This window comes from Rhizobium sp. FY34 (assembly GCF_005222845.1).
In the GTDB taxonomy this organism is placed as follows: domain Bacteria; phylum Pseudomonadota; class Alphaproteobacteria; order Rhizobiales; family Rhizobiaceae; genus Neorhizobium.
Map to the genome: position 1 here is coordinate 119936 of NZ_STFZ01000002.1, position 12490 is coordinate 132425.

The 12490-nt window shown below is 59.2% G+C and carries 12 protein-coding genes; 4 read left to right on the forward strand and 8 right to left on the reverse strand.

Features of this window, described 5'->3' with window-relative positions; genetic code table 11:
- Positions 1-160: 160 nt before the first annotated feature.
- From E8M77_RS01650 to E8M77_RS01660, 3 genes are read right to left on the reverse strand one after another with little or no spacing between them, the layout of a single operon-like run.
- Entirely contained in the window at positions 161-664 is a 504-nt protein-coding gene (locus tag E8M77_RS01650) for a DUF934 domain-containing protein (RefSeq protein ID WP_137128874.1), read from the reverse strand.
- A 17-nt stretch (positions 665-681) separates the two neighbouring features.
- Positions 682-2352: a nitrite/sulfite reductase gene (locus E8M77_RS01655; RefSeq protein WP_137128875.1), complete on the reverse strand. Its 1671-nt coding sequence runs from the start codon at positions 2350-2352 to the stop codon at positions 682-684.
- A 7-nt stretch (positions 2353-2359) separates the two neighbouring features.
- Complete coding sequence (locus tag E8M77_RS01660; RefSeq protein WP_137128876.1) at positions 2360-2674, reverse strand: DUF2849 domain-containing protein; 315 nt, start codon at positions 2672-2674, stop codon at positions 2360-2362.
- 293 nt (positions 2675-2967) lie between these two features.
- Here E8M77_RS01660 and E8M77_RS01665 point away from each other — a divergent pair, with 293 nt between their 5' ends.
- The 4 genes from E8M77_RS01665 to E8M77_RS01680 all read left to right on the forward strand — a co-directional run bounded on the left by E8M77_RS01665 (position 2968) and on the right by E8M77_RS01680 (position 5167).
- Positions 2968-3555 (forward strand): nucleoside deaminase, encoded by a 588-nt coding sequence (locus E8M77_RS01665; protein WP_137128877.1) that lies wholly within the window; start codon positions 2968-2970, stop codon positions 3553-3555.
- A 34-nt stretch (positions 3556-3589) separates the two neighbouring features.
- Positions 3590-4411: a nucleoside triphosphate pyrophosphohydrolase gene (gene mazG, locus E8M77_RS01670; RefSeq protein WP_137128878.1), complete on the forward strand. Its 822-nt coding sequence runs from the start codon at positions 3590-3592 to the stop codon at positions 4409-4411.
- A 70-nt stretch (positions 4412-4481) separates the two neighbouring features.
- Positions 4482-4736: a plasmid stabilization protein gene (locus E8M77_RS01675; RefSeq protein WP_137128879.1), complete on the forward strand. Its 255-nt coding sequence runs from the start codon at positions 4482-4484 to the stop codon at positions 4734-4736.
- Positions 4733-5167: a type II toxin-antitoxin system VapC family toxin gene (locus E8M77_RS01680; RefSeq protein WP_137128880.1), complete on the forward strand. Its 435-nt coding sequence runs from the start codon at positions 4733-4735 to the stop codon at positions 5165-5167. The genes E8M77_RS01675 and E8M77_RS01680 overlap by 4 nt, the downstream gene beginning before the upstream one ends.
- A gap of 21 nt (positions 5168-5188) precedes the next feature.
- Here E8M77_RS01680 and hflX read toward each other — a convergent pair whose 3' ends face one another.
- The 5 genes from hflX to E8M77_RS01705 all read right to left on the reverse strand — a co-directional run bounded on the left by hflX (position 5189) and on the right by E8M77_RS01705 (position 12452).
- Entirely contained in the window at positions 5189-6544 is a 1356-nt protein-coding gene (gene hflX / locus E8M77_RS01685; protein ID WP_137128917.1) for a GTPase HflX, read from the reverse strand.
- 264 nt (positions 6545-6808) lie between these two features.
- Complete coding sequence (gene hfq, locus E8M77_RS01690; RefSeq protein ID WP_037155370.1) at positions 6809-7051, reverse strand: RNA chaperone Hfq; 243 nt, start codon at positions 7049-7051, stop codon at positions 6809-6811.
- 323 nt (positions 7052-7374) lie between these two features.
- On the reverse strand, positions 7375-8751 hold the full coding sequence (gene trkA / locus E8M77_RS01695; RefSeq protein WP_137128881.1) for a Trk system potassium transporter TrkA: 1377 nt from the start codon (positions 8749-8751) through the stop codon (positions 7375-7377).
- A 49-nt stretch (positions 8752-8800) separates the two neighbouring features.
- On the reverse strand, positions 8801-10165 hold the full coding sequence (locus tag E8M77_RS01700) for a sigma-54 dependent transcriptional regulator (RefSeq protein ID WP_137128882.1): 1365 nt from the start codon (positions 10163-10165) through the stop codon (positions 8801-8803).
- Entirely contained in the window at positions 10155-12452 is a 2298-nt protein-coding gene (locus E8M77_RS01705) for a PAS domain-containing sensor histidine kinase (protein WP_137128883.1), read from the reverse strand. The genes E8M77_RS01700 and E8M77_RS01705 overlap by 11 nt, the downstream gene beginning before the upstream one ends.
- Positions 12453-12490: the final 38 nt, after the last annotated feature.

Consider the following 12490-nt stretch of genomic DNA (forward strand, 5'->3'; position numbering starts at 1 on the left):
GTCTCGTTCTGTTCTCGTGTTGTCTCGCGATTGCGAAATATACCATGCGCGACCGCTTTTGAAGGCATGCGCGTTCATATGTCGCGGTCGCGGCAGAAAATATGTGTCGTTTAGTCCAGTTTAACGGGCGTCGATGGCCTGCCACCGCCGCCCGACGGGCTCAGGCGGAGCGGCGACGCCAGCTATAGGTCTCGCCGTCTCTGGCCGCGCGCGCCGTGGGCTGATAATGCACATCGATGCCCGGCAGACGATTTTCCGCCAGCCGCTTCAGCGCCGTCGCATTGCTGACAGCAAAGCTGTCGAAGCCGCAGCGCAGCATCAGCGGCACATGGTCGATCAGCACATCACCCACGGCGCGAAGCTCGCCCGTATATCCAAGCCGTTCACGCAAGAGCGAGGCATGGCTGAAACCGCGTCCATCGCTGAAGGCCGGGAACAGCACTGCCACCAGAGCCAGCCGGTCGAGATAAAGCTCCAGCCGCGCCACGTCGTCGGCGGGTTTGATCAGGACGCCGAAGCCGACCTCATTGGTGGCATCTGCCTGTTCGATCAGCTGATCGATCGACAGATAAGGGCGCTGCTGGCCCTCAGCCTTTATCTCGTCCGTCTCGATGATCCAGCGATCGCCCTCGATGAAGCCGGTTTCTTTCCAGATGCGTGTCATGTGCGTGATGTGTCCCGTTATGCCGCAGCTGCCGTCTGGCCGTAGAGCGCATCCTTGAAAGGCTGCGGTCCGACACGACGATAGGCTTCAAGGAAAGTCTCTGCCTTTGACAGGCGAAGACCGAGATAGGTATCAACGACCTTTTCGACAGCATCCGTCACCTTGTCGGGCTCGAAGCCCCGCCCGATGATTTCACCAATCGAGGTGTGTTCGTCACCGGAACCGCCCAATGTGATCTGGTAAAGCTCGGCACCTTTCTTTTCCACGCCCAACAGGCCGATATGACCGACATGGTGGTGGCCGCAGGCATTGATGCAGCCGGAGATCTTGATCTTCAGCTCGCCGATATCGGCCTGACGCTCCGGATTGCCAAAGCGGGTCGAAAGCTCCTGCGCCACGGGGATCGAACGGGCATTCGCCAGTGCGCAATAGTCCAAGCCGGGACATGCAATGATATCGGTGATCAAGCCGGCATTGGCCGTTGCCAGACCTTGCGCCACCAGCGCCCGATAGACCGGCTCCAGATCCGCCAGCGCCACATGCGGCAGGATGACATTCTGCTCATGACTGATACGGATCTCGTCGAAGGCATATTCCTCGGCTATCTCGGCAATCGCATCCATCTGCACATCCGTGGCATCGCCCGGAATACCGCCGATCGGCTTTAGGGATATGGTCACCATCCCGTAATCGGGATGCCTGTGCGGCTGGACATTCTGGTCCACCCAACGGGCAAACTCGGCATCGGCCTTTTTCCAGCCGGCCAGCTGCGCCCAGCCTTCCGGACGATCACCCAAGGCGGGCGGCGCGAAATAGGCGGAAATTGCCTGGATATCGGCTTCAGGCAGTTTTAGTTCGCTGCCCTGGAGATGCGCAAATTCCGCATCAACCTGGCGAGCCAGTTCTTCGGCGCCGGTTTCGTGCACGAGAATCTTGATACGCGCCTTGTACTTGTTGTCGCGCCGGCCATGCAGGTTGTAAACACGCATGATCGCCGTCGTATAGGACAGAAGATCCTCTTCCGGCAGGAAGTCGCGCAGCTTCTTTGCCACCATTGGCGTGCGGCCCTGGCCACCGCCGACATAGACGGCAAAGCCGATCTCGCCCTTGTCGTTCTTTTTCAGATGCAGACCGATATCATGCACCTGGATGGCAGCACGGTCGCGCTCGGCACCGGTCACGGCAATCTTGAACTTGCGCGGCAGATAGGAAAATTCCGGATGGACCGAGGACCACTGGCGCAGGATTTCCGCGTAAGGCCGCGGATCGGCCACCTCATCAGCAGCAGCGCCGGCAAAATGGTCGGCGGTCACGTTGCGAATACAGTTACCGGAGGTCTGCAGCGCATGCATTTCAACGCTTGCCAGTTCCGCCAGGATATCCGGCGTATCGGAGAGCTTTGGCCAGTTATATTGGATATTCTGGCGCGTGGTAAAATGGCCGTAGCCGCGGTCATATTTGCGGGCGATATGCGCCAGCATCCGCATCTGGCGGCCATTCAGCGTGCCATAGGGAATGGCAACGCGCAGCATATAGGCATGCAGCTGCAGATAGACGCCGTTCATCAGGCGCAGCGGCTTGAAGGCATCTTCCGCCAGTTCGCCGGACAGGCGGCGCGTCACCTGGTCGCGGAACTGGTCCACGCGGGCAGCGACAAAAGCGTGGTCGAACTCGTCGTAACGATACATGTTATCCTCAGGCAGCGATGAAGGCAGGATCGGCGACCGCAAAGCCGCTGGCATATTCCATGGTCGGACCGGCCGCACGAATGCGCTCACGCAGGCGAAGCGGGCGAAGACTACCGTTCACCTCTTCCACTTCGACGATATTGACGTCAACCACGAGATTGGCGGAAAAATCACGCTTGCCGATGGCTTCCAGCGAAGCAATGGCCTCAGCGTGGCGCGCCACCAGCGCATCCTGCAGGCGCTCGTTCCAAGTGCCTGCGGCATCCAGCCAGACGGCAATGCCATCGCTCAGGCGGTTGGCGGTCAGAACCTTGTCTGTCATGTTGCAAGTCCCATCGTCTTTTTCGGTCCGTCGGAGCGCCATATCGACTCTACGAAGTCCATTCTACATCCATTATGGCAGAGCCGCGCAGCCTATAGAAGAAACGCTAATCCCCCGTTTCATCAACGGGCGTATTTCTGTTCCTGTACAGCGCTTGTAGGCAGAAAATGCACCCTCACCGGTCTCCCGGCCCTGCCATCCACATCGCATTGCAGCAGCTGCTTGAAAATGCTTTTGCCATTTCGCCTGCGTGCCTATGATAGAGGCCTTGCAGCAACCCCAAGGAAAGCGCCGTGACCGGAACGACCATTGCCTCCCGCCTGCTCGACGTCATCGAGCATGACATCATTCCGCTGACGGCCAAAGGCGTCGCCGCAGGCAACAAGGTGTTTGGTGCAGCGATCCTGCGCAAATCGGATCTATCTCTGGTTGTTGCCGATACCAATAACGAGCTGGAAAATCCGCTCTGGCACGGCGAAGTGCACACGCTGAAGCGCTTTTATGAACTGGGCGAAAAACCGAACACACGCGACCTGATCTTTCTATCAACCCATGAGCCCTGCACCATGTGCATGTCGGCGATTACCTGGGCGGGCTTCGACAATTTTTACTATTTCTTCAGCCACGAGGATTCGCGCGATGCCTTTGCCATTCCGCATGATCTGAAGATCCTGAAGGAAGTCTTCGATCTCGGGCCAGGTGGCTATCGCCGGCAAAATGCCTTCTGGCACTCCTATGCCATTGCAGACCTTGCCGATGCGGAAGAAGAGACCGCGCGAGCGCCGCTGAAGGAACGCATCGCAAAATTGAAGTTGCGCTATAACGGCCTGTCGGACACCTATCAGGCCAGCAAGAGCGGCAACAATATCCCTCTCGGCTGATCCAAAATCCCCCATATTGCAAGGAAACGGCGGCATGCAGCCCTCCAAGGAAATTTCGCGCCTTCTCGATCTGATGGCGGCGCTTCGCGACCGCAAGACCGGCTGCCCCTGGGATGTCGAGCAGACATTTCAGACGATCAAGCCCTACACGATCGAAGAGGCCTATGAGGTGGCCGATGCCATCGAGCGAAACGACATGGACGACCTGAAAGACGAGCTGGGCGACCTTCTGTTCCAGGTGGTCTTCCATGCGCAGATGGCATCCGAGGCCGGCGAGTTTTCCTTCGCCGATGTGGTGGAGGCGGTGATGACCAAGATGATCCGCCGTCATCCGCATGTGTTTGCCCGCTCAGATGTTTCGACGCCGGATGCCGTCAAGCTGCAATGGGATGAGATCAAGGCGGCGGAAAAACGCGAGCGGGCCGAGCGCCGTGCCCGGCGTGGCAATACGCAGGATTTCAAGGAAGGCTATCTGGGGTCCGTCCATAGAAGCCAGCCGGCGCTGACTGAAGCCCTGAAACTTCAGGAGCGCGCCGCAAAAGTCGGCTTCGACTGGTCAGACGCTGAACCGATCCTCGACAAGATCGAAGAGGAAATCGGGGAACTGCGCGAGGCGCTAGAGGGCGGCCAGGCACACCGGGTAAAGGATGAACTGGGTGACCTTATCTTCGCGCTGGTCAATATCGGCCGCCATGTGAAGGCCGATCCCGAACAGGCGCTGCGCGGCACGAACACCAAGTTTCGACGCAGGTTCAAGCATATCGAAACCTCCCTGGAAGAGCTGGGCGTGACGCTGCAAGACGCGACCTTGGAGCAGATGGAGGCCTTCTGGCAGGCAGCGAAGGTTGAGGAGTGATGGATACAATAGTTGCGAAATGATATCACATCGCCTAAATTGATAGCGCAACATCGAAGGATACTTCGTCATGCCAGCGGTCACGATTCGCAACCTGTCTGAAGCTACCCACCGCGCTCTCAAGGCGCGCGCCAGCCACAACGGCCGCAGCACAGAGGCGGAAATCCGCGATATTCTGGACGCCGCAGTCCGACCAGACGACAGGCTAAAAATTGGAACGTTTCTCAGTCAACTGGGTCGGAGCATAGGCTTGACAGACCACGACGTGGCGGCTTTGCGCCCAGTTGGCGAGGGAGTACCCGCAAAGCCGCTGGACTTCGAATGATCCTTCTCGACACCAATGTTCTGTCCGAGCCCATGAGGCCGGCGCCCGCGCCAGAGGTTGTCGCCTGGCTTGATCAACAGGCTTCCGAAACGCTCTATCTATCCAGCGTCACCATGGCGGAAATGCTGTTCGGGGTGGCCTGCCTGCCGGATGGACGTCGCAAGACCAAGCTTTCAGAAGCATGCGAGACGATACTCGCGGTATTTGACGGACGAATACTGGCTTTTGATGCAGCGGCAGCCAGGCTCTATGGCGAAATGGCGGCGGCGGCGCGATCAGCCGGACAGGGGTTCCCGACGCCTGATGGCTATATCGCTGCCATCGCCGCTGCACATGGCTATACGGTAGCCACGCGCGACGAAGGCGCCTTCAAGGCGGCGGGTGTTGCAACGATCAACCCCTGGCGATCTGCATCCAGAGATATCGACTAGGTTGACCGGCGTCTCCGCCCCTCAACGCTCCCAGTCTTCCTTTTCGGCCACCGTCAACACACCGAGCTTGCGCTCCAGCGCCTGCGTCTGCTGTTCCGTAAGCCGCAGATCAAAGGCAACGGAGCCGTCTTCACGGTCCTCGCGGCCATCCACCAGCGCATTGTCATAGATCCACGAGACCAGAGCCAGCTTTTGCGGCGGCACGATGATGGTTACTTCGGTCAGGACGCCGGACAGGCGGCTGGAAATCTCATCGAGCAGCACATCGACGCCCTCGCCCGTGATAGCCGAAACCGCCATTACATTCTTGCGGCTTGCGGCCTTTTCGGCGATCGCCTCATGCGCTTCCGGCTCCAGCCGGTCCATCTTGTTCCAGATCTCGATGATGCGCTCGTCGCGCTCCTTCTCGCCGATGCCCAGATCATCCAGAATGCGCAGCACATCGGCGGATTGCGCCGCGTTATCAGGGTCGGACATGTCGCGCACATGCAGCACCAGATCGGCTTCCAGCACTTCTTCCAACGTGGCGCGGAAGGCAGCCACAAGATGCGTGGGGAGATCCGAAATAAAGCCGACCGTATCCGAGAGGATGACGGTGCGGCCATGCGGCAGCTTCATGCGGCGCAGCGTCGGATCAAGCGTGGCAAACAGCATGTCTTCGGCCAGAACGCCGGCACCGGTGATGCGGTTGAACAGGGTAGACTTGCCGGCATTGGTATAGCCGACCAGTGCCACGATCGGATGCGGCACCTTGCGGCGCTTGGCCCGGTGCAGCTGGCGTGTGCGCACCACCTGCTCCAGTTCCCGCTCCAGCTTGATGATCCGGTCCTGCAATTGCCGCCGGTCAGCCTCGATCTGGGTCTCGCCGGGACCGCCCATGAAGCCCGCACCACCGCGCTGGCGTTCCAAGTGGGTCCAACTGCGAACCAGACGGCCCTTCTGATAGTTGAGATGCGCCAGATCAACCTGCAGCGTGCCTTCCTTGGTGGAGGCGCGGCGGCCGAAGATTTCGAGGATAAGGCCCGTCCGATCGACGACTTTGGCGTTCCATTCCTTTTCGAGATTGCGCTGCTGAACCGGTGTCAGCGGATGATCGACAATCACCAGTCCGGCATCATGCTGATCGAGCAGCGCCTTGATTTCGTCCATCTTGCCGGTACCGATCAGGGTTGCCGGACGCGGCTGACTGACGGTGACGATCATTCCTTGAGCAATGGTGAGATCGATGGCTCGGGCAAGCCCGCAGGCCTCTTCCAGGCGCGCTTCGTCGGAGCGGCGGGGTGTCGGAATTCCACCCTCGCTCTGTATGCTTTGCGCCGGGCGATGATGTTTCAGCACGGGCACAATCACGACGGCGCGCATGTCGTCGCGGTGCATCTCGGCTTCGGGAACAAGCGATTCGTTGGATGTGTCGCGGGTGGTAATGTCAGTCGTCCTTCGCAATCGCAGGCGCGGCCTAGCGGAAGCTGCAGGCGCCTGAACAGGGTATCGCACGGATGAAATTGAGGAGGCTCGACCAGTGCCACCTCGTGAAACGACCCTGTCGGCAGCGGCAACTTCAACGCCGATGATCCCATCAGATGGGACGAACAGCACCGGAATTCAACAGTCCGGGGCGCAAAGCGCCCCGTCTGGGCTCACTCAGGCTGCATTTTCTTCGCTTTCGAACATCTGCATCGGCTGTCCGGGCATAATGGTCGAGATGGCATGCTTGTAGACGAGCTGGGAATGCCCGTCCCGGCGCAACAGGACGCAGAAATTGTCAAAGGATGTGACAACGCCGGTCAGTTTGACACCGTTGATCAGGAAGATCGTGAGGGAGATTTTCTGCTTGCGGACCGTATTGAGAAAAAGATCCTGCAGGTTTTGAGAACGTTCCGCCATAGCGCCGCTTCTTTCTTTCTTGCCGACCGATGGGCCGGGATATTGATCACGCTCGGAAAGGACGAGTGGAAACCCTCTCCTGCCTTCACCGTCCGCATAGTTGGTTATCAAATCGCTGTGTTTTCCGCAACGCCGAATAGCGCGGCCCAAATCATGGCGGAAATCCTTGTTTGCACGAGTTTGCAGAGGATTCAAAACGCTTTTAACGCATAGCAATCGAACCGATCGGTCCGAAGCGATGCATCGAATGCATATCCGGCTGTCGATTCATCCACAGAGTTATTTTCAAAAATGCGCGCCGCTTGACCAGACTGCCGCCAGACTCAAAAATACTGGATCGAAACGCGGAACAATTGCTCCACATCCTTCACCGATTGCGAGGTGGAGAACAGAACGACGCGGTCCTTCGCCTTGATCTTCGTATCGCCATTCGGGCGCATGACAGCCCCGTTGCGGTAGATTGCGCCAATGCGGATACCCTGAGGCAGATCAAGCTCGCGAAATGGCCGGCCGACCAGTGGCGAGGTTTCCAGCGCCTCGGCCTCGATCACTTCGGCAGCACCATTCTGCACCGCGTAGACGGAACGGATACGGCCCTTTCGCACATGCTGCAGTACGCGCGAAATCGTCACCGCACGCGGATTGATCAGCGAATCGATATTGAGGGAATTGGTAACCTCGCCGAGCGACGAGGAATTGATGAGAACAAGGTTCGACTTGCAGCCAAGCGCCTTGGCCATCACGGCGGTGAGGATATTGGCCTGGTCATTGTTGGTCAGCGTCACAATCAGGTCGGCATCCTGAATATCGGCCTGCTGCAGAATGCTCTTTTCGAGCGAGGAACCATGCAGCACCACCGCATGGTTCAGTTTCTCGGAAACGGCAAGCGCCCTCTCCCGGTCGCTCTCGATGATCTTGATGCGCGTCTTCGGCTGCATCTCCTCGATCCGGCGTGCCACATAGTAACCGATATTGCCGGCGCCAGCGATGACGATGCGGCCAGCCTCCTGATCCTCATGGCCAAACAGGCCAAGTGTGCGGCGCGTATGATCACGCTGGCAGATCACATAGGCAAGGTCGCCCGACTGCAACTGGTCTGCCGAGCGCGGCACGAAGATCCGGCCCTGCCGGTGAATACCGACCACCGTTGCCAGAAGGTCTGGGAACAACTGGCTGAGCTGTTCGAGAGGCGTATTAATGACCGGGCAGTCATCTGCGCATTCAATGGCCACCATCGCGATATTGTCATCGGCAAAGCGCACAACATCGGTTGCGCCCGGAAACGAAATGCGCCGCAGCACCATCTTGCCGACTTCTATTTCCGGCGAGATTGTCACGTCGATCGACATGTTCTTGCTGCTGAACAGATCGGCATATTCCGGCATCAGATAGTTCTGGGCGCGGATTCGGGCGATCTTCGTTGGCACGCTGAACAGCGCATGCGCCACCTCGCAGGCAACGATATTCACCTCGTCATAGAGGGTGACGGCAATGATCATGTCCGCCTGCTCAGCGCCGGCCTTGGCGAGAACATCCGGATGCGCGCCATGGCCGACATAACCGCGCACGTCGAGCGTCTCGGTGATCACATTGATCAGCGAGGCCGAGGTGTCGATGACGGAAACGTCGTTGTCTTCCTGCGACAGGCGCTCGGCAATGCCGTAACCCACCTGCCCCGCACCGCAAATAATGACCTTCATGACATGCCTTTTCCGGCCGAAGCCTGTGGATGGCGCCTGGCTGCGCGGATCAGACGCCGAGCGACTTCAGCTTGCGGTGAAGGGCCGAACGCTCCATGCCGACAAATTCCGCCGTGCGGGAGATATTGCCGCCGAATCGATTGATCTGCGCCACCAGATAATCGCGCTCGAACATTTCGCGAGCCTCGCGCAGGGGTAGAGTCATGATGTGATGGTCGCCCTTGCCGGATACTTTCGGCAGCATGTCGCCTAGATCCGGTGGCAGCATGTCGGCGGAAATTGCGGTATCGGGACCGTCAGTGCGGGCGAGAATCATCAGCCGCTCGATATTGTTGCGCAGCTGGCGGATATTGCCCGGCCAATCATGGGACTGCAGCACCGCCATGGCATCATCGCCGATCTTGCGCGGTCTTATACCGGCCTGCTCGGAAATCTGGCGCATGAACATATCAACGAGGAACGGAATATCCTCGCGCCGTTCGGCCACCGCCGGCACCTTGATCGGCACGACAGCCAGCCGGTGGTAGAGATCCTCGCGGAAGATCCCTTCGGCAATCAGGCCTTCGAGATTGTAGGCAGTGGACGAGATGATGCGCACATCGACCTTCACCCGCTTGTTACCGCCGACCCGCTCGAACTGCTGATCGACCAGAACGCGCAGGATCTTGTTCTGGGTCTCGCGGGGCATTTCGCCCACTTCATCGAGATAGAGAATGCCGCGATGGGCCTCTTCCAGAGCGCCGATCTTGCGCGGCTGGCCGGGACCGCCTTCCGTGCCGAAGAGTGCCACTTCCATGCGGTCCGGCGTGATGGTGGCCGAATTCAGCGCCACGAAGGGGCCGCCGACACGCGCCGACTTCTTGTGGATCATGCGTGCCACCAGTTCCTTGCCGGAACCGGAAGGGCCGAGAATCATGATGCGGCTGTTGGTCGGCGACACTTTGTCGATGGTCTGGCGCAACTGCGACACGGCAACCGATGTGCCAACCAGATCGGAGCTGTCACCGGCACGCTTTTTCAGCTCCGTCACTTCGCGCTTCAGCTTGGAATTTTCCAGCGCACGTTCGGCGATCAGAATCAGGCGATCGGCCTTGAACGGCTTTTCGATAAAATCGAAAGCGCCGCGCTTGATGGCCGAGACTGCTGTTTCGACATTTCCATGACCGGATATCATCACGACCGGCAAGTCCGGATGACGCAACTTGAGCTCATCCAGAAGTGCAAGCCCGTCAAGCTTGCTGCCCTGCATCCAGATATCCAGAAATACAAGCCGCGGCACGCGATCGGAAATGGCCGCGAGTGCACTGTCGCTGTCATGCGCCACACGCGTTTCATGACCTTCATCGGACAAAATTCCCGAGACGATGTCGCGAATGTCGGCTTCGTCATCGACGACCAGAATATCAGACGCCATAGGCCACTTCCTTGTCAATTTCGGTCTTCGAGCCCGTTACCGTTGCGTTCACTGCCTGTGGATGCGGCAGGATCACCCGGATCATCGCGCCCTTGCCATGATCAAAATCGGCGGGTGCATCATGCAGTTCGAGCTGCCCGCCATGTTCTTCAATAATCTTCTTCACGATGGCGAGACCAAGCCCTGTGCCCTTGTCGCGCATCGTCATGTAGGGTTCCAGAATACGGTGGCGGTTTTCCACCGGAAGCCCATTGCCATTATCGATGATATCGACACGGAACTGGTCGCGTGCCGCATCGAAAAGCGCGCGGACCATGACCCTTCGGCCATCCCGCTCCTCTTCGCTTGGCACGGCCTCGATCGCTTCTACCGCATTCTTGATGAGATTGCCGAACGCTTGCCCGAGCATGCGCGCGTCAAACAGCCCCTGCAACGGCTGGTCACCCAGTTCACGGGAGAAGGTCACATGGCTCGTGCCCATTTCCCGCAGGAAAATCGCATCGCGCAGGATATCACGCAGATCGGCATATTCCTTGGCGGGCTTTGGCATGCGGGCAAAGGAGGAAAACTCATCCACCATGCGGCCGATATCGCCGACCTGGCGCACAATGGTATCGGTGCACTGGTCAAAGACGGCGCGGTCGCTCTCATCGATCTGCTTGCCATAACGACGCTTCAGCCGCTCGGCAGACAGCTGGATCGGTGTCAGCGGGTTCTTGATCTCATGGGCAATGCGGCGGGCCACATCCGCCCAGGCGGTGGAGCGCTGGGCAATGACCAGATCGGTAATATCATCCAGCGTGATGACATAGGAATCCGCCGTATTGCGCTGTTCTTCCCGTGTCACCTGCACGGAGAGCGTGCGCTCCTTGCCACCACGCATCAGGTTGACCTCCTTGCGGAAATCGCTGCGGGCGCGCCCCGTTGCCTCCTTCAGCACCTGATCGATCTCAGGCGCCACGTCAAACAGACGCTCTCCAAGCAATTGCGTGGCCGAAAGCCCCAGAAAGTCTTCCGCCGACGGATTGACGATCGAGATGCGATGATCCTCTTCCACGCCAATCACGGCAGCGGTGACGCCCGACAGCACGGCCTCTATGAAGCGGCGGCGGTCATCCACCTCATCCTTTGCCTCCAGGATCTCATCGCGCTGGCTGCGGATCTGCGAAATCATCTTGTTGAAAGTGCGTGACAGATTGCCAACGTCACCATCGGCAGCGCGCACCGGCACCACGACATCAAGATTGCCGGTCGCAACATTGTCGGCGGCAGAAATCAACAGGCGGATTGGCCGCACGATCCGGTCTGCGACGGCAATCGCCGTCCAGATGGCGGCAAGCAGCACGATCAGCGCGAAACCGAGATAGATGACTGCAAACGCCACCTGAAGGCTCATGCGACCAGCTTCCATCGCCTGGTATTCGGCGCGGTTGTCCTCCATCAGTCGCATGGCCGCCATGACCTTCGGGTCAACGGCACGGATTGTGTAGAGAAACGAGCCGGGCAGCGCATCGAGCTTTATGATCGCGCCGACCAGATTGGTAATGCCGGGCGGAATGAGGGTCGGCTGGCCGGCAGCCGAACTTGCCAGCGCATCCTGCGGCACTGCCGGCAGCGGGCGTTCCGTCTTGATATCAGCCTGGGCGATGGCAGCGCCATCTTCGCGCACAAGGAAAGCACCCAGCATGCCGCGACCGCGCGCCTGGCGCGTCATCAGATCGACGAAACCGGTCCTGTCGAGATAGAATGTGGCGCGATTGCGCTCCAGGTCATTGGCCATGGAGACGGTCTGGCCCTGCAGATAGCTGGCGTTTTCCAGCATATAGGCCTGCGCCACATCGAGCGATGACTGGACGATGGACTGGGTGCGCAGCGAGAACCAGCGGTCAAGGCCGACATTCAGCGTCAGGCTGGCAAAGATTGCCACAAGCACGGCCGGCGTGATTGCAACGATGGAAAACAGAACGACGATTCGCACATGTAGGCGGGCCGCCGCACGACCGCGGTTGCGCGCCTTGACCAACCGTCCGACTTCCCGGCCGATGAGATAAAACAACCCAAGGACGAAGAGCGCATTGAGAACTGCGGATGCGATGACGACATTCGTCGTCGGCGCAATCGGCATCAGCCCCAAGAGCACGAAAAGCGTCAGGATGGCGCATAGAAGCGCGCCGCCCGCAAGCAGCAATCCCGGCAGGGCAAAGGATGCCCGGCGATCCTGGGACGACAGCGCCTGCTCATCGCCAGCTTTTGCCGGGCCAGCATTTGCCGGCAAGCCATCTGTCATGCAATTTCTCTCCCGTCCCCGTTTGGCGGAGACACTGC

What these genes read in the sequence shown, in the direction of transcription:
- E8M77_RS01650 (WP_137128874.1), bottom strand. Translation starts at nt 664, where the DNA reads ATGACACGCATCTGGAAAGAAACCGGCTTCATCGAGGGCGATCGCTGG.
- E8M77_RS01655 (WP_137128875.1), bottom strand. Translation starts at nt 2,352, where the DNA reads ATGTATCGTTACGACGAGTTCGACCACGCTTTTGTCGCTGCCCGCGTG.
- E8M77_RS01660 (WP_137128876.1), bottom strand. Translation starts at nt 2,674, where the DNA reads ATGACAGACAAGGTTCTGACCGCCAACCGCCTGAGCGATGGCATTGCC.
- mazG (WP_137128878.1), top strand. Translation starts at nt 3,590, where the DNA reads ATGCAGCCCTCCAAGGAAATTTCGCGCCTTCTCGATCTGATGGCGGCG.
- E8M77_RS01675 (WP_137128879.1), top strand. Translation starts at nt 4,482, where the DNA reads ATGCCAGCGGTCACGATTCGCAACCTGTCTGAAGCTACCCACCGCGCT.
- E8M77_RS01680 (WP_137128880.1), top strand. Translation starts at nt 4,733, where the DNA reads ATGATCCTTCTCGACACCAATGTTCTGTCCGAGCCCATGAGGCCGGCG.
- hflX (WP_137128917.1), bottom strand. Translation starts at nt 6,544, where the DNA reads ATGCACCGCGACGACATGCGCGCCGTCGTGATTGTGCCCGTGCTGAAA.
- hfq (WP_037155370.1), bottom strand. Translation starts at nt 7,051, where the DNA reads ATGGCGGAACGTTCTCAAAACCTGCAGGATCTTTTTCTCAATACGGTC.
- trkA (WP_137128881.1), bottom strand. Translation starts at nt 8,751, where the DNA reads ATGAAGGTCATTATTTGCGGTGCGGGGCAGGTGGGTTACGGCATTGCC.
- E8M77_RS01700 (WP_137128882.1), bottom strand. Translation starts at nt 10,165, where the DNA reads ATGGCGTCTGATATTCTGGTCGTCGATGACGAAGCCGACATTCGCGAC.
- E8M77_RS01705 (WP_137128883.1), bottom strand. Translation starts at nt 12,452, where the DNA reads ATGACAGATGGCTTGCCGGCAAATGCTGGCCCGGCAAAAGCTGGCGAT.